This is a genomic window from Mycolicibacterium pallens (assembly GCF_019456675.1).
Classification (GTDB): domain Bacteria; phylum Actinomycetota; class Actinomycetes; order Mycobacteriales; family Mycobacteriaceae; genus Mycobacterium; species Mycobacterium crocinum.
The window spans coordinates 3,291,101-3,307,478 of sequence record NZ_CP080333.1; the positions used below are offsets into that span (position 1 = coordinate 3,291,101).

The window sequence follows — 16,378 nt, forward strand, 5'->3', positions numbered from 1 at the left end:
GGCAGTCGCGCTCGTCGTTCGCAATCAAAGTATGGCTGTCCTTGGCCGTGCTCCGCGTCATCCGCCGCGCGTGTCGAACCGCTGCAGGCCAAGTGAGACGCATCCGTGATCTTGCGGTCGATGGCGTTCGCCAGGCACCGGGATACCCGGTCAGGTCGCCTTGAAATCGTCCGGCGACACGCTGTCGAGAAACTCTTTGAACTTCTCCACCTCGTCCTCGCGGACGGCACCGGTGGATTCGTCGTCGTTCTCGTCGGGAATGAGCAGCCCGGCCTCGGCCAGCACCGCCTCCTCGACATAGATGGGCACACCCATCCGCAGTGCGATCGCCACCGAGTCCGACGGACGCGCGGAAACCTTGACGTCACGGTCGAAGATCAGGTCGGCGAAGAAGGTGCCTTCCCGCAAGTCCACGATCCGCACCTCTTTGAGCGAATGCCCCAGTGCGCCAATGACATCTCGGAAAAGGTCATGCGTCAGCGGCCGGGCCGGCTCGACGCCCTGCTGTTCCAGCGCGATCGCGGTGGCCTCCGACTGGCCGATCCAGATGGGCAGATAACGGTCGCCGTTGGATTCCCGCAGCAGCAGAACCGGCTGGTTCTGGGGCTGCTCGACACGGATGCCAACCACACGAACCTCACCCATCTGTGTCTGACCTCCGCGCTGTCGTTGCAGTCCTTTGGAGTCTAGTCCTCAGCGGTCGAGAACGTCTCGTACAGCGGACTTGATCAGTGACGTGTGCAACGTGATCGCCAGAGCGGCAACCTCCCGCGCCAAATCGTCGGCGCGGTCGCGCGCACCCGTCTTCGACGCCTTGCCGACCGGGCCGGCGATCTGGGCGATCAGATCGGACTGACGGTCGGCCGCGGACCGAAATGCCCGCAGGTGCCGGGGTTCCACGCCGTACTCGCCGAGCGCCCGCGCACACTGCGCGATCACCACCGAGTATTCGTCGAACAGCCCGCCCGGGCCGGTGGTGATGACACCCGCCTTGCACAGTGCGGTCAGGAACTCCTCGCCCACCCCGGAACGCTCGAGCAGGTCTTCGCGGCTCAGCCGCACCTGGGTGCGCGCCACGTCGATGTCGTCGTCGGCGCCGGGCGCATCCTGGTCGGCGACGGTCACCAAACGCGGTACGGCGTAAGGCGATCCGACGTGGGGCAGCTCGCCGTCCGGCTGGGCGTCGAGCTGGGCCTTGATGACCTTCAGCGGCAGATAGTGATCGCGCTGGGCGGTCAGGATGAACCGCAACCGCGCGCAGTCGTACGCGGTGAACCGCCGATAGCCCGAACCGCTGCGCTCCGGCGTGACGAGGCCCTCGGCTTCCAAGAACCGAATCTTGGAGATCGTCACGTCCGGGAAGTCCGGTCGCAGCAGGTCCAGGACCGCTCCGATAGACATCCCGGCAAGCGCGGGACTATCGGGTGCGGACACTAGCTTCCTGGACCACCTTCGTCGTCGGACGACTTCGGGCCGGTGAGGAAGACCAGGCGGAACTTGCCGATCTGGACCTCGTCACCGTTGGCCAGCGTGGCCGAGTCGACGGGTTCGCGATTGACGTAGGTGCCGTTGAGGCTGCCGACGTCGACGACCTGGAATTCGTTGCCGTCCAAGCGGAACTCGGCGTGCCGGCGGCTGACGGTCACGTCGTCGAGGAAGATGTCGGAGTCCGGGTGGCGGCCGGCCGAGGTCGTCGCCTGATCCAGGAGGAACCGCGAGCCCGCGTTCGGGCCACGCTTGACGACCAGCAGCGCCGATCCGACCGGGAGACCTTCGACCCCGGATACCGCGCTCTCGCCGCCGGCGGCTGCCGGGGCATCCAGTTCGTTGAGGAAGTCGGCGCGGAAGACGGAGGTCGTCTCCACGGTGACTTCGTCCGAGTTCTGGTCCTTGTCGGTCACCCGCTGCTCCTCACTGGCTGCCGTGGCTGTACTTGGCGGGTATCCGCACAAGGCGCCCGTCCGCCTCAACAATCACTTACGTCGACCGTACCGCGCAGTGGTCGTCGTTGTGCCCACCACCGCCGGATCGGTGGCTGGCAGGCACCCTAACAATGTCATTCAGTCACAGTGTCCCGATAGGCGTCCGCATCGAGCAACGCCGCCAACCCCTGTTCGAGGGTATCGCCGTCGACCTGCAACTCCAACAACCACCCCTGACCGTAGGGATCGGAGTTGACCAGCCCGGGGCTGCCTTCCAATTCGCCGTTGACCGCAATCACTTTGGCCGTGACGGGCGCGTAAAGGTCCGACACCGACTTGGTGGACTCGACCTCGCCGAAGGACTCACCGGACGTGACGTCGCTGCCCACCTCGGGCAACTGCACGTACACCACGTCACCCAGCGAGGACTGGGCGAAGTCGGTGATGCCGACGCGCACGGTGTCGTCACCGATGCGCAGCACCCACTCGTGCTCGGCGGTGTAGCGCAGGTCGGCTGGGATTTCGCTCACAGTGCTCCTCGGTGTCGGACGCTCATTTGACGGGCTGAGCGTATTGGCGCGCTTTCGGTTGCCGCAAGGTGGTGATGTCCACCTTGTCCGACTGCGCGACGGTCATTCGCCCACCCACCCGTTCGACGCTGTCGACGGCGCCGCCGGGGATGTTCATCGCGGCGGCCAGGGTGGGTGGATCGCCAATGGCCAGAACAGAATACGGCGGGCCGAGGGTTTGGGTGTCGATGACCAGCGCCCCGGGGCTGCCGACCACCCAACTGTCGACGCCGATCCGGACGGCCTGCTGGCCGGAGCGGATCTCCATCGCCTCCGCCCCGGCGGCCCGCAGCTCGTTGATCACATCGAGCATGGTCTCCGGCGCCACCCCGGGTCCGGGATCGTCGATGGTGATCGTCACGCCCGGTCCGGTGGCGGCGACGGTGCCGATCAGGATCGATAACGCGGCCAGCCTGGCCTGGGCGTTCTGGATCGCCGCCTGGTCGCTGCTGCCGGCGGTCTGCATGGCCGCGAGGTTGCGTTGCAGTTCGGCGACCTCGGTGTTGAGCGTGGCTTCGCGCTGCTGCAACGAGCCCAGCAGCACCAGCAGGTCGGCCGGGCGTGCGGTGTCCAGAGCGTCGCCGGTCTCGGTCTGGCGCGCCTGGGTGGCGATCGCCACACCGAGCATGAGGCACAGCAGTACGCCGAGCGCACCGAAGATCAGCTGTGTGCGACCGCGGAACCGGCGCACCGGCGCCGGTCCGGGCAGTTCGTGGCGGCCGTGTTCTTCGTCGGTCACCTCATGCCCCGAACAGCCTGCGGCGCAGCGCGGCGGCGTTGCCGAAGATGCGGATGCCGAGTACGACGATGATCGCCGTCGACAGCTGGGTGCCCACGCCCAGTTGGTCGCCGACGTAGACGATCAGCGCCGCGACCAGCACGTTGAACACGAACGAGACCACGAACACCTTGGGGTCGAAGATCTTCTCCAGGTAGGCACGCAGACCGCCGAACACCGCATCGAGCGCGGCGACGACGGCGATCGGCAGGTAGGGCTGGATGACCTCGGGAACGCTGGGGTGCAGCACCAGACCCAGCACGATGCCGACGATGAGTGCGGCGATTCCGATCACCTGACGCGCCCCCTATCGGCCGATCTGCTTGGCAAATTTAATCTCCCGCACCGCACCGGCGGGCAACGACAGGCCGTCGCCACTGCTCACGCTGACCCCCACCCCGTAGGACACCTCCAGCAGCCGCAACCGCTGCAGTCCGCCGCTGCGGTCGAAGGTATCGCGCATCTCGCCCGGCGATCCCACCGCGAGGATGGTGTACGGGCTGCTGATCGGATGATTGTCGACCAGGATGGCGCCACCCGCCTGGCGGATCGTCACGTTCGGTCCCATCCGGACACCGCCGACCGAGATCGCTTCGGCCCCACTGGCCCACAGCGAGTTCACCACGAGCTGCAGATCGCGGTCCAGGATGATCTGGCGGCTGCCCGCCACCCGCTGCTTGGAGACGTCGGACAGATCCCGGCCCACCCCGGGGTCGGTCACGGTGACGGACAGGCCGGGCCCGATGACGGCGGTGGTGGCCGCGGCCAGGCTGAGCGCATCGAGCCGGCTGAGCAGGTCGCGGCCGGCCGCGTCCTCGCGCAGCTGGCGACGCTGGACGGTGTCGGCCTGGGTGGCGAGCTCGTCGCGGCGGCGGGTCAGCCGGTCGGTGGTGCCTTCGGCGGAGCGCACGCTGGCGGCGAGCACCTGCTGGGCGGCGTTGACGCCGGGCGCGGTGGACCGCGCCTGGGCGACCGCGGCGGCGAACACCACCGCGATCAGCACCGCGGCCAGCGCCTGCCAGGCATGGGTTTCCAGCGGCCGGCGGGACTGCCCGGTTGTTTCCCGCTGGGCGGCCGCGGCCGCGTAGCCAGGGTCGAGGTGTTCGGTCAGCAGGGAGCGCAGCAGACCCGGCAGCGGAATCAGGGTCGGCCGCTGCTCGTGGCGTTCGCTGCGGCCGGCCCGCGGGTCGTAGCCGCCGAGCGCGCTGTCAGATGCGGGCATCGCTGACGCCGACCTTGGGCAGCCTGGTCACGACCAGCCGGACTTGCAGCAGATACAGCACCGCCGACCACAGGTACATGCCGACGCCCCAGATCAGAAAGCCCCAGCCGCACGCGCCGATCACGTGGCTCCACGTCGCGTCCCACTGGCCGAGCAGCACCAGCGGGAAGCCGGACATCAGCGCGAACGTCGCCGCCTTGCCGATGTAGGTGACCGGCAGGGCAGTCAATCCGCGGCTGCGGACCACCGGCAGGGTGGCGGCCAGCACCAGGTCGCGGCCGATCAGCGTGGCGACCAACCACCAGGGCACCACGCCGGCGAACCCCATGCCGAGTGGCACGGCCAGCATGTAGATCCGGTCGACCAGCGGGTCGAGCAGCTCCCCCAGCCGCGACGACTGGTTGGGCACCAGCCGGGCGATCTTGCCGTCGGCCCAGTCGGAGAAGCCGCTGAACATCAGGATCGCGACCGCCCATCCGTAGGCATCGGTCGCGAGCAGCAAGTAGAGGAATACCGGCACCAGGACGAGCCGGATCGCCGACAGGACGTTCGGGATCGTCAGCACCCGGTCGCGGGCGTGGCGCGTCATGGACAAAACCTAGCGCTAGCGGAAGACCCCGGGCAGGCTCAGCGCCGACAACGTGTCGTCGTTGAGCGGGTTGTCGTGAACCATGTAGGTCCACGTCGAGGTCGGGCGGGCCAGCTTCGACAGGTCCAGACCCTGCTCCTCTTCGAGGATGTTGGCGGTCTCGAAGGTCTGCTGCGCAGCCTCGATGGCGTCGGCGGCCAGGTGCGCGAACGCGTCGACGGCCATCCGGTGGAACTCGTCGAGGGGGTTCTGCCTGCCCAGCGCGCGCAGGTGGATACTCTCCCGGATATCGGCCAGATACGCCAGGTGGTCGGCCCAGCCGCGGTCGAGGTGGAACAGCATGATCTGGCGGCAGATGACCTCCAGCTGCTCCTCGCTGGACTTCTCCGCGAGTTGTTCGTAGCGGTCCGGCGAGAGCTCCTTGAGCTCGTTGCGCGCCGTCGGCGTGCTCAGCAGGGTGTTGCGGCGCTCGACGATGATCGCGCGCTGCTGCGCGATGAGCTGGTTGTAGCGCCAGGTGTTGGCATGCACGTCGAGCAGCCGGCCTTCGGCCACGCGCTGGGCGTGGTCGAGCAGGGCGCCCGCCTTCGGGCTGGTGATCCGCCCGGTCTCGTCGGCCTCGGTGGGCAGCTTGCCCTCGTCGAGATGCGCGACGACGACGTCGTCCTCCCAGCTGGCGAAGAACACCGACGAGCCGGGGTCGCCCTGGCGGCCGGCGCGGCCGCGGAGCTGGTTGTCGAGGCGTTCGGTGCGGTGCCGTCCGGTGCCGATGACGTGCAGGCCACCCAGTTCGGCGACCTTGTCGTGATCGGTTTCCTCGGAACCGCCGAGCCGGATATCGGTGCCGCGGCCGGCCATCTGGGTCGAGACCGTGACGGTGCCGAGCTTGCCGGCTTCGGCGATGACGGCGGCCTCCTCCTCGTCGTTCTTGGCGTTCAGCACGACCGCCGGGACGCCGCGGCGGACGAGCCGTTCGTGCAGTTCCTCGGACTCGGCGACGTCGTGGGTGCCGACCAGGATCGGCTGGCCGGTGGCGTGCACGTCGACGATGTGCTCCATGATCGCCTCGATCTTGGCCGCCGCGGTGATGTAGACGCGGTCGTCGGCGTCCTCACGGATGTTGGGCGTGTTCGGCGGGATCGGCGAGACGCCCAGCTTGTAGAACTGGCGCAGCTGCTCGCCGGCGGCCAGCGCGGTACCGGTCATCCCGCACACGGTCGGGTAGCGGTTGATCAGCGCCTGCACGGTGATGGTGTCCAGCACCTCGCCGGTCTCGGTGGTCTCGATGCCTTCCTTGGCTTCGACCGCCGCCTGCAGACCGTCGGGCCAGCGCTGCAGCTGGGCGATCCGCCCGCGGCTGGAGTTGATCAGCTGCACGGCGCCGTCACGGACGATGTAGTGCACATCGCGCTGCAGCAGCACATGCGCGTGCAGGGCGACGTTCACCTCGGTCAGCGTCGTGCTGACGTGCTCCTCGGAGTACAGGTCGATACCGCCGAGCGCGGCCTCGATCTTCTTGGCACCCTCCTCGGTGAGGTGCACGTTGCGGCTGTCGGCGTCGGTGTCGTAATCGGTGCCGGCCGCCAATTCACCCACCAGACGGACGATTTCGACCTTCGGCGTCTCGCGGTGGGTGGTGCCGGCCAGCACCAGCGGCACCAGCGCCTCGTCGACGAGCACCGAGTCGGCTTCGTCGATCAGCGCGACGTCGGGGTTCGGCGAGACCAGGTCGGCGACGTCGGTGACCAGCTGGTCGCGCAGCACGTCGAAGCCGATCTCGTTGACCGAGGCATAGGTGACGTTGCATTCGTAGGCGGCCCGGCGTTCCTGCGCCGTCGACTCGGCGGTGATCCAGCCGACCGACAGCCCCATCGCCTCGATCAGCGGACCCATCCACTCGGCGTCGCGGCGGGCCAGATAGTCGTTGATCGTGACGACGTGGACGTTGCGCCCACCGAGGGCGTAGCCGGCGGCCGCGATCGCGCCGGACAGCGTCTTGCCCTCACCGGTGGCCATCTCGATGACATCGCCGGCCAGCATGCGCAGCGCCCCGGCCAGCTGTACGTCGAAGGGACGCAGACCGGTGGTGCGCTCGGCCGCCTCGCGGGCGATGGCCAGGAACTGTGGGATGTCCGCAGACGAAGCCAGGTCGCCGAGTTCCAGGAGCTTCGCCGCCTTGGCCAGTTGCTCGTCGTCGAGGCCCTTGGCCTTCTCGTCGAACTCGGCCGAGGCGTCCACCTCGGCCATCGACGCCGCTTTGGTCTTCTCGGTGGTGGCACCGAGCAGGCGCCAGAAGCCCCGGCTGATGCGGCCGGGTCCGGCAACGCTGTCCTTGCGAGTTTTCGCCACGTGTCAACGGTACCGTCGGCGGATTGAAGCTCACATTTCGCCAGCCATCTGACACACACGCGCGCCTTCGCCGGAATGCCGGGGTAGGTTCGCCGGAAAAGCCGCCGGATTGGGCGCCGTGCTGGGCGACGCCTCAAGAGGAGAACCGCGTTGGAGAAGTTCACCCCGTCGATGGACTGGGGACACGAGCTCGTCCCGTCCTTGATCTGGATTGCCAAGGCATGGGGCATCAGCGCCGTTCTCAGCCTGATCGTGCTGTTTTTGCTGGCCAAGTACACGGTGTGGGGCAGGCAGTACTGGCGGATCACCGGCGACTACTTCAAGGGTCGCCAGAGCATCGTGACCTGGATCTGGGTCGGCGTCCTGCTGTTGTCGACGATCATCTCGGTGCGCCTCGATGTGCTGCTCAGCTACTACAGCAACGACCTGTACACCTCGCTGCAGGTGGCGTTCCAGGGGGCCGGCGGCGGCAATGAAGAGGTCCGCCAGTCCGGTATCCACGGCTTCTGGGCGGCGCTGATCCTGTTCGGCATTCTGGCGACCATCTACATCAGCCGGGTCATGCTGGACATCTATCTGATGCAGCGGTTCATCATCCGCTGGCGCGTGTGGCTCACCGACCGGCTCACCTGTGACTGGCTCGACGACCACGCGTATTACCGCACCCGCTTCACCGACTCCGATATCGACAACCCGGATCAGCGCATCCAGCAGGACATCGATATCTTCACCGCCGGCGTCGGCTCGTCGACGAACCAGCCGACGATCATGAGCTCCAACACCCTGCTGTTCGGCGCCATCAACTCGTTGGTGACCGTCGTTTCGTTCACCGTGATCCTGTGGAACCTCTCGGGTCCGCTGACGTTCCTCGGGGTGACGCTCGGGCACGCCTTGTTCTGGGTGGTCCTGGTCTACGTGGTGTTCGCGACGATCATCGCCTTCTGGATCGGTCACCCGCTGATCAAGCTGAGCTTCCGCAACGAGCTCACCAACGCCGTCTTCCGCTACGCGCTCGTGCGACTGCGGGACGCCGCCGAGGCGGTCGGCTTCTACCGCGGCGAAAATGCCGAGCGCGGCCTGCTGCGCACCAAGTTCGCCCAGATCATCGCGAACTACAAGCGTTACGTGAACCGGACGATCGCCCTGACCGGGTGGAACCTGTCGATGAGCCAGATCATCAACCCGCTGCCGCTGGTGATCCAGGCCCCGCGGCTGTTCGCCGGACAGATCGACCTCGGTGACGTCACCCAGTCCTCGAGTGCGTTCGGCTCCATCCACGATTCGCTGTCGTTCTTCCGTAACGCCTACGACTCGTTCGCTTCCTACCGCGCGGCGATCATCCGTCTGCACGGTCTGGTGGAGACCAATGCCGAAGCGCGCGAGCTGCCGAAGCTGACCACGCTTGCCACCCATGACGGGTCGGTCGAGTTGCGCCAGGTCGAGGTTCGCACGCCCAGCGGCACCCGGCTCGTCGATCCGATCGACCTGCGGCTGGAGCCGGGCGAGACCCTCGTCATCACCGGGCCTTCGGGCGCGGGCAAGACCACGCTGCTGCGCAGCCTGGCGCAGCTGTGGCCGTTCACCTCGGGCACCCTGTGCCGGCCCGACGACCACGACACCATGTTCCTGTCGCAGATGCCGTATGTGCCGCTGGGCGACCTGCGCACGGTGGTGTCCTACCCCGCCACCTCCGGGGAGATCAGCGACGACGAATTGCAGCGCGCGCTGAGCAAAGTTGCTTTGTCGCACTTGACGATTCGACTCGAGGAGTCCCAGGACTGGGCCAAGGTGCTCTCACCGGGCGAGCAGCAACGCATCGCATTCGCCCGCGTTCTGCTGACCAAGCCCAAGGCGGTCTTCCTCGACGAGGCCACCTCGGCGCTCGACGAGGGTCTGGAGTTCGCGCTCTACGAGATGGTGCGCACCGAGCTGCCGAACACGATCCTGGTCAGCGTCAGCCACCGCAGCACCGTCGAGCAGCACCATGTCAAGCATCTGGAACTGCTCGGCGAGGGCCAGTGGCGCCTTGGTCACGTCGACGGCAACGAGCCGGCCACCGTCTAGCCTCCCGCCGTGAGCGGCCTGGGATTGGTCGGCAAGGCGGCGGCCATGTTCGCGGTGACGAACATCGACGACATCGTCGTGCTCGCAGTGCTCTTCGGCCGGGCGGCACGCCGCAGGCCCGAGGTGCTGCGGGTGATTGCCGGTCACTATTTCGGATTCGTTGGCATCCTTGCTGTTTCGGCGCTCGGGGCGTTGGGTGCGAGTCTGCTACCCGAACGGGCGATCGCGTACCTCGGGATCTTGCCGCTGCTACTCGGTGTGCGCGCCGCCTGGCAAGCCTGGCGACCCGGCGACGACGGACCTGACGACGGCCGAGACAACGCTGTCGGCATCCTCGGTGTCGCTGCGGTGACCTTCGCGAACGGCGGGGACAACATCGGCGTCTACGTCCCGGTGTTCGCCGTCGCCGGTATCGGCGGCATGCTCGGGTCCGTCGCGATCTTCCTGGTCGGCGTGGCACTCTGGTGCGTCGCCGGTATTGCTGTCACCGGCCATCCGGCAGTCGCCACGGTGCTGTCGCGGTGGGGCCACGTCATCGTGCCGGTGGTACTCATCGCCATCGGCCTGTCGATTCTCGTCCAGGGCGGCGTTTTCGCCGCGGGGTAGCCCGCGGCATCCTCCCATAGTCGTAGATCAAGATCAGTCCCCGGCACGATGTGCTCGGCGCTCGAAGTTCATAGCGTCGATGCCATGACATATTCACACGTTGCCAGATCTGGTCAAGCGGTCCGAATCCCACAACCGCGCATAGCATTTCACCGTCCACTCGCCGACTGGCTGATGGGTTGCGTCGCTGCGGTCCGCGCGGCCGCGGCCGCGTCGGGTGATCGGCTGCGCACCCAATACCCGCCGCTGCGCACCGAATTCATGGAAGAAGCCGCGATGGCGCGGGAAATGCACCGGCTCTGAGCTCACCGGGGTCCTACCACGGGAGTACCTCGCCGTCGTGCCGACGGACGATGCGCAGCACGAGCCGCCCGCCCTAGGCTGACACCATGCTGGTTGCGGTCAAGCGACAGTTCCACGCGTGGGCCAGGAGCCGGGAGCCGATGATCCCGGCGGGCTTTAGTTGGACCTTCGTGATCATCATCGACGTGACGATGGCCGCGATCGGGCTGATCGCGACCCTTCAGCGACCGATGTCCGACTGGCCGGTGGCGCTGGCGGCGATCGCCGTGGCTTTCATACCGTGGGTGCTGTTCTTCGTCTTCAATATCTGCAAGTACGAGGGCCAGGCACTGTGGGCCGCATGGATGGCGGGGACGGCGGTCCTGCTCTTCGCCACCTCCACGCCGGTGCGGGGCGACTTCGCACCGCTGTTGCTCACGTTGACTGTGGGGGTCGTCGGAGCCATCACCTCGATGCTCGGCGGATTCCTCGCGGCCGCGACGGCCGCAGCACTTCTGATCGGAGCCGCGGCCGCGCACCGGTTGGACACCCCGGAGCTGTATCTGGCGTTTCTGGGCATCGGCTGGCTCGTCGGCTACCTCGTTCACGTTCAGCGCCAGCTGCTCATCAGCCAACAACGGACCCAGGCCGAACTGGCCGCGCATGCGGCCGCCGACGAACGACGCCGGATCGCCCGCGAGATCCATGACGTGATCGCACATTCGCTGAGCATCACCCTGTTGCATCTGACGGGCGCCCGGCATGCGCTCGAGCACGGCCTTGACAGTGCCGCGGCCGTCGACGCACTGCGGCAGGCCGAGGATCTCGGCCGTCAGGCGATGTCGGATGTGCGCCGCACGGTGGGTCTGCTCGACGCCGGAAACGACTCGCTGGCACCGGAACCCGGGGTGGAAGACATCGCCGGCCTGACCGACGAGTTCATCCAGGCCGGCTTGCGCCTGACCGCCGACATCAGCGGGTCCTATGCCGACGTGTCGCCGGCTGCCGGCTTGGCCCTGTATCGCATTGCCCAAGAATCACTGACCAACATCGCCAAGCACGCGCCGTCGTCGAGTTCGCGCCTGGCGCTGGCGATCTCAGCGCACGAGGCAACGTTGAGCGTCGTCAACGACATGGGTGACGCGGTTCGGCGTCCGGCCGCAACTCGCGGCCGGGGTGTGAACGGTATGCAGCAGCGAGTCGAGATCTTCGGTGGCACAGTCGATGCCGGTCCATGGGGTGACGGGTGGTCGGTGCGGGCGCGACTGCCACTGGGCAGCGCCTCATGACCGCCGTAGAACAGGTCGTCACCGCGCTGATCGTCGACGACCAGGAGTTGGTGCGGTCCGGTCTCACGCTGATCCTGCAGCGCCAGCACGGCGTGGTGGTGGTCGGCGAATGCACCGACGGCGACGAGGTCCCCGACGCGGTGCAGCGCCATCGGCCCGATGTCGTCGTCATGGATCTGCGCATGAAGCGCGTGGACGGGATCGAGGCGACCCGGCGGCTCTGCGACATCGGCGGCCCGCCGGTCCTCGCACTGACGACCTTCAACGACGACGAACTGCTGTCGGGCGTATTGCGTGCCGGTGCAGCCGGTTTCGTGCTGAAGGATTCACCGGCCGAAGAGCTCATCCGGGCGGTGCACGCGGTGGCGTCCGGGAACGGCTTCCTCGATCCGGCGGTGACCGCCCGCATCTTGACCGCATACCGAAGCGCTGCCGCGCCGGCCCGCCCCTCCCCAGCCCTCGACGGTGTCACACCACGCGAGAAGGATGTGCTGACGTTGATCGCCCGCGGCCGGACCAACAGCGAGATCGCCCACGAGCTGGGAATCTCGGCCCTGACGGTCAAGACCCATATCGGCCGGATCTTCACCAAGCTCGGGCTGCGCGACCGCGCCTCGGCAATCGTGTTCGCCTACGACCACCGGATAGTGTCGTCGCCCTAAGGGTTTCAGACGGCGGCTGCCACCTTGGCGGCGTGCGTTCCGGCCCGGCGGCCGAAGAACGAGCCCTCCCCCAGCTGCGTGCCGCTGGCGTAGCCCTTGCCATCCTGGGCGATGTTGGACGCACACGCCCCCGCCGCATACAAGCCGGGGATCACGCTGCCGTCGGCGCGCAACACCTCGCCATCGACGTCGGTGGCCAAGCCGCCGACGGTGAAGCCCGAGTACATCGCCTTGCCCAGCGTCAGGTCGAAGGCACCCCACGGCCCTTTATCTTGCGGCGCAAGGAATTCCGGCTGCTTGTGGAATTCAGGGTCTTCACCCTTGGCGGCGTTCTCGTTGTAGTTCTTGAGCGTCTCGACGAGGTTGCCGGTCGGGATGCCCAACGCGGCCTCCATCTCCTCGACGGTCTCCCATCCGTCGATGAAGGTGATCAGCGGGATCTCCGGGCGCTGCATGTGCGCCTCGTCGACGATCAGGTATGCCGCGCTGTCCGGCTGATCCATCACGAAACCCGATGTGCGCGAATGGTAGGAGTCCTCGGTGACGAACCGCTTGCCCTCTTTGTTGACGATGATGCCGGTCAGCAGGATCGACGGCGGGTAGACCGGCGCGGTGATGAACACCTGGTCCATGTGCTTGGTCGCTCCGCCCACCGACTCACCCAGCCGAATGCCGAGACCGTCGTCGTAGGTGTTGCCGAGCACGAACGGCTTCTCGGCGAGCTTCGGCGTGAACTTGGCGACCATGTCGGGGTTCATCACGAACCCGCCGGCGGCGATCACCACGGCTCTGGCGCGGATCGAGCCGGTCTCGGCGAACTTCTTCCATGCGACTCCGACCACGGCATCGCCGTCGACGATGAGGTTGGTGGCGCCGGTCTCGTAGCGGATCTGCACACCCAGTTCGGCGGACCGCTTGAGCAGCAGGTCGATCACCATCGCGGCACCCTGGGTGTCACCGGGCACCGGCACCTTGTGGCCGCGCGGGGCGGGCACCGCCATGTTCTTATACGGCCATACCTTCTCGTTGCCGGTGAACATCAGGCCCTCGGTGTTGGGCTGGATGACCGCCTTCTCTGGGTAGTAGGTCCGCTCGAATGCGATGCCGAGTTCCTCGAGCCAGTTGAAGTGCTCGACGCTGCCTTCGCAGTAGGCGCGGATCTTGTCGAGTTCCGGCTCCCGCGACACCGCGACGAGGTACTTGTACATCTCCTCGACGCTGTCGCTGTGGCCGGTCGCCTGCTGGACCGCGGTCCCACCGCCGAGGTAAAAGTGGCCGCCGGCCATCGAGGTGGTGCCACCGGCGACGGCGGCGCGCTCGAGTACCAGGACCCGCGCGCCCGCAGCCGCGGCGCTGACCGCCGCGCAGCCGCCGCCGATGCCGAACCCGATCACCACAACGTCGAACTCGTCGGACCACTCGGTCACGTCCGAGGCGGCGACGGTCGTGGGAATGTCCAGGCCACTCATTGCTGCTCCTGTTTCACATAGTCGAAGAACGTGCGGATGTCGTCGGGGATGTACGCGATCTCGAGGTAGGGCACCCCGGCTGCGGCGGCGGACAGGTACGCGAACTGCATCCCGCCCGGCATCACACCGCGGGCGACCACCTCGGCCGTCGGGCCCGCGCCGGTGAGCGCCGCCTCGAACGCGTCGGCGTCAGGGACTTCCACGCAGATGTGGTGGAGCCCCGGTCCGCTTTCGGCGAGGAACTCGGTGTAGATGCTCTCGCCGCGGGTCGGCGCGATCAGCTCCAGCTGGGTGTCGCCGGCGTAGCTCAGGGAGATGTCGGCCGTGTAATCGGCGGGCGCGCCACGGTGCTGGCAGCTGTCCGGCCCGAAGTGAACGTCGGGCATCCGGATCCATTTCCTGGCCCCCAGCAGCGTGGTCAGCGCCGCTTCGGTGGCGTCGAGGTCGCGGGTCACCCACGCGATCTGGACAGGTGTCTGGTTGGTCATCGGTTTGAGGATATCCCCGCCCTGCCGGTGTGGCTAGAACGTGTTCTAGTTTTGCGGCCCGGCGGTCAGCAGGTCGACGGCCAGCTCGATCTGCTGGTCGAACAACACCCGGGGATCGGTGAACGTATCGGTCCCGTACTGGCCGAAGACCTCGAGGCTCACGGCGCCGATCATCATGGCCCACACCGCGGTGCACCGGATCACCAGCGCGTCGTCACCGGGGAAGCCGAACTCGTCGCGCACGCGCAGCAGATCTGTCGACATCGGTTGTGCGACATGATGTTCCGTGAGGCTGATGTCCCCGGTCGCCACGCCCGTGGCCACCGCGTCGAACAGCATGCCGATCACCCGGGTGCCCGGCCCGGTGGTGAGTTCGGCCGGGGCGTGATAGCCCGGCACCGGACTGCCGTACAGCAGCGCCCACTCGGCCGGCTGGTCCAGCGCCCAGTTCCGGATGGCGCGGGCGATCGTGGCGACATCGTCACGCCAGCTGCCATCGGCGCCTGCGCGGGCCTGCCCGACGGAGTCGGCGAGGTCGGAGTAGGCATCGACCAGCAGCAGGGTCAGCAACGCGTCGCGGCTGGCGACGTAGCGGTACACCGCCGAGGACACCATGCCGAGTTCGCGGGCGATCGCGCGCACCGACAATCCGGCCGCACCCTCGGTGGCCAGCTGCCGGCGCCCGAGCTCCACGATCTGGGCCTCGATGCGTTGTCGCGCGTCCTGTCGTTTCCCCACGCGCCGAGTCTCGCACGTTCGAGATCACTGCTCTTGCTTTTTCCGAGAGCGCCTGGCATTCTCAAAACAAGAGCAGTGCTCTCTAACTTTGTAGGAGATCCATGACCACGCACTATGACCGCCCGAACGCCGCCGCCCGCGCGTTCAATGTCGTCATCCGTCAGCTCGCCGAGGCGGGGATCAGCATCGCCGGCACCCGCGCCCTGCAGGTGCGGGGACGCAAGTCCGGGGCGCCACACCGCGTGGTCGTCAACGTGTTGCGGGTCGACGGGACCGACTACCTGGTCTCACCTCGGGGCAACACCCAGTGGGCACGCAACGCGCGGGCGGCCGGCGCGGTGGAAATGGGCCCACGCTGGCGGCGCACCCCCGTCGCGCTCACCGAGGTCGACGACGACGCCAAGCCGGAACTGCTCAAGAGTTATCTCGACCGGTGGTACTGGGAGGTGAAGGGGCACATCGCCGGTCTCACACCGGAGTCGAGCACCGACGAATTGCGCGCTGCCGCACCGCAAATCCCGGTGTTCGCGCTCGCCCGCTAGTTGATTGAGCGCTCACGTGTCAGGTCCGCGCGGCATATGCGGCGTCAGCGCTCACTCAATGTCAGTTGCCGTTGGCCTGTTCCGCGGCTGCCACATTGACGACGTCGGCGCCGGCACGCACCTGCTGGCTGGTGGCCACCCACGACACCGCGGCGGGCAGGTTGCCCCACGTGCTGTTGAACAGCCCGACGATCACGGCCTTGTTGTTGTCGATCGGCATGTACACCGGGCCACCGGAGTCACCCTTCTGGCTCACGACACCGTTCTGCATGGTGAACCAGCCGTTGTTGACCCGCTCGATCGAGCCGCAGCTCTCCCCGGTGATCACACCGAAGTGGCACACCGGCTGGCCGTTGACCATCGGCGGGGCGGCCTCGGCGACCAGCTGACGGCCACCGGGCAGGATGTTGTTGACCGCGACGTCGGCGCCCAGGGCGATCATCTCGTAGTCGGAGATCACCTGATCGGTGCGCACGACGGCGCCGTCCGGGGTGTTGTCCTGGAAATTCGTCACCATGCCGATGAACCGGCCGTCACGGTCGGTCACCGGGCCGTCGGCCTGGCAGTGGCCTGCTGAATACGCGACTCGCGCCACCGGGTCGACGTAGCCGAGCGTGCAGACATTGCTGGCCTGGCGGATTTCCATCCCGGGCGACACCACCACACCGGGCGCGGCCTGGGCGATCGGGGCGATGAACGCGGACACGGCCACGGCCGCGGCGGAGACGACACATCCCAGTGAAAAGCGAGTCACCCTACACCCCGATCGGTCGGCGGTACGTCAAGGACGCGCCGCGAAAGTATCTCGA

At 67.4% G+C, this 16,378-nt stretch carries 19 protein-coding genes; 6 read left to right on the plus strand and 13 right to left on the minus strand.

Translation table 11 applies throughout. The annotated features are described in order from the left end of the window. Positions 1–150: 150 nt before the first annotated feature. From K0O64_RS16185 to secA2, 9 genes are all read right to left on the minus strand, one after another. On the minus strand, positions 151–645 hold the full coding sequence (locus K0O64_RS16185; protein ID WP_071944237.1) for a bifunctional nuclease family protein: 495 nt from the start codon (positions 643–645) through the stop codon (positions 151–153). A gap of 48 nt (positions 646–693) precedes the next feature. After that, entirely contained in the window at positions 694–1,434 is a 741-nt protein-coding gene (gene ftsR, locus K0O64_RS16190) for a transcriptional regulator FtsR (RefSeq protein WP_096311566.1), read from the minus strand. Then, positions 1,434–1,901, minus strand: a complete 468-nt coding sequence (gene garA / locus K0O64_RS16195) for a glycogen accumulation regulator GarA (protein WP_071944233.1) — start codon at positions 1,899–1,901, stop codon at positions 1,434–1,436. The genes ftsR and garA overlap by 1 nt, the downstream gene beginning before the upstream one ends. Before the next feature lie 155 nt (positions 1,902–2,056). After that, complete coding sequence (gene gcvH / locus K0O64_RS16200; RefSeq protein ID WP_071944231.1) at positions 2,057–2,452, minus strand: glycine cleavage system protein GcvH; 396 nt, start codon at positions 2,450–2,452, stop codon at positions 2,057–2,059. Between the two features lie 22 nt (positions 2,453–2,474). Continuing rightward, positions 2,475–3,230 (minus strand): DUF881 domain-containing protein, encoded by a 756-nt coding sequence (locus K0O64_RS16205; protein ID WP_071944229.1) that lies wholly within the window; start codon positions 3,228–3,230, stop codon positions 2,475–2,477. Between the two features lies 1 nt (position 3,231). Next, positions 3,232–3,564: a small basic family protein gene (locus tag K0O64_RS16210; RefSeq protein WP_036344963.1), complete on the minus strand. Its 333-nt coding sequence runs from the start codon at positions 3,562–3,564 to the stop codon at positions 3,232–3,234. Between the two features lie 12 nt (positions 3,565–3,576). After that, on the minus strand, positions 3,577–4,491 hold the full coding sequence (locus K0O64_RS16215) for a DUF881 domain-containing protein (protein ID WP_071944227.1): 915 nt from the start codon (positions 4,489–4,491) through the stop codon (positions 3,577–3,579). Continuing rightward, complete coding sequence (locus K0O64_RS16220; protein ID WP_071944225.1) at positions 4,478–5,080, minus strand: CDP-alcohol phosphatidyltransferase family protein; 603 nt, start codon at positions 5,078–5,080, stop codon at positions 4,478–4,480. Before K0O64_RS16220 ends, K0O64_RS16215 begins: the two co-directional genes overlap by 14 nt. A 15-nt stretch (positions 5,081–5,095) precedes the next feature. Beyond that, entirely contained in the window at positions 5,096–7,429 is a 2,334-nt protein-coding gene (secA2, locus tag K0O64_RS16225; RefSeq protein ID WP_096311567.1) for an accessory Sec system translocase SecA2, read from the minus strand. Positions 7,430–7,579: 150 nt separating this feature from the next. Between secA2 and K0O64_RS16230 the strand changes: the two genes are divergently transcribed. The 5 genes from K0O64_RS16230 (at position 7,580) to K0O64_RS16245 (ending at position 12,332) form a co-directional block, all read left to right on the plus strand. After that, positions 7,580–9,493: an ABC transporter ATP-binding protein/permease gene (locus K0O64_RS16230; protein WP_096311568.1), complete on the plus strand. Its 1,914-nt coding sequence runs from the start codon at positions 7,580–7,582 to the stop codon at positions 9,491–9,493. A 45-nt stretch (positions 9,494–9,538) separates the two neighbouring features. Beyond that, positions 9,539–10,099: a cadmium resistance transporter gene (locus tag K0O64_RS16235; RefSeq protein ID WP_096312876.1), complete on the plus strand. Its 561-nt coding sequence runs from the start codon at positions 9,539–9,541 to the stop codon at positions 10,097–10,099. 174 nt (positions 10,100–10,273) lie between these two features. Beyond that, complete coding sequence (locus K0O64_RS30175; RefSeq protein ID WP_256385459.1) at positions 10,274–10,402, plus strand: hypothetical protein; 129 nt, start codon at positions 10,274–10,276, stop codon at positions 10,400–10,402. An 86-nt stretch (positions 10,403–10,488) separates the two neighbouring features. Then, positions 10,489–11,670, plus strand: coding sequence for a sensor histidine kinase (locus K0O64_RS16240; protein ID WP_225933463.1), 1,182 nt, complete (start codon positions 10,489–10,491; stop codon positions 11,668–11,670). Beyond that, the gene (locus K0O64_RS16245; RefSeq protein ID WP_096312877.1) at positions 11,667–12,332 is read left to right on the plus strand and encodes a response regulator transcription factor; all 666 of its coding nucleotides are present in this window, start codon (positions 11,667–11,669) and stop codon (positions 12,330–12,332) included. Before K0O64_RS16240 ends, K0O64_RS16245 begins: the two co-directional genes overlap by 4 nt. 5 nt (positions 12,333–12,337) lie before the next feature. Here K0O64_RS16245 and K0O64_RS16250 read toward each other — a convergent pair whose 3' ends face one another. From K0O64_RS16250 to K0O64_RS16260, 3 genes are read right to left on the minus strand one after another with little or no spacing between them, the layout of a single operon-like run. Then, positions 12,338–13,801 carry an FAD-binding protein gene (locus K0O64_RS16250; protein ID WP_096311569.1) on the minus strand — a complete coding sequence of 488 codons (1,464 nt, stop codon included), beginning with the start codon at positions 13,799–13,801 and terminating at the stop codon, positions 12,338–12,340. Next, entirely contained in the window at positions 13,798–14,289 is a 492-nt protein-coding gene (locus tag K0O64_RS16255) for a VOC family protein (protein WP_071944215.1), read from the minus strand. Before K0O64_RS16255 ends, K0O64_RS16250 begins: the two co-directional genes overlap by 4 nt. A 45-nt stretch (positions 14,290–14,334) precedes the next feature. After that, positions 14,335–15,027: a TetR/AcrR family transcriptional regulator gene (locus K0O64_RS16260; protein ID WP_071944213.1), complete on the minus strand. Its 693-nt coding sequence runs from the start codon at positions 15,025–15,027 to the stop codon at positions 14,335–14,337. A 101-nt stretch (positions 15,028–15,128) separates the two neighbouring features. Between K0O64_RS16260 and K0O64_RS16265 the strand changes: the two genes are divergently transcribed. Further along, positions 15,129–15,569 (plus strand): nitroreductase/quinone reductase family protein, encoded by a 441-nt coding sequence (locus tag K0O64_RS16265; RefSeq protein ID WP_071944211.1) that lies wholly within the window; start codon positions 15,129–15,131, stop codon positions 15,567–15,569. Between the two features lie 61 nt (positions 15,570–15,630). Here the strand turns inward: K0O64_RS16265 and K0O64_RS16270 are convergent, their stop codons facing one another. Next, positions 15,631–16,323: an Rv1815 family serine proteinase gene (locus tag K0O64_RS16270; RefSeq protein ID WP_096311570.1), complete on the minus strand. Its 693-nt coding sequence runs from the start codon at positions 16,321–16,323 to the stop codon at positions 15,631–15,633. Between the last annotated feature and the right edge of the window lie 55 nt (positions 16,324–16,378).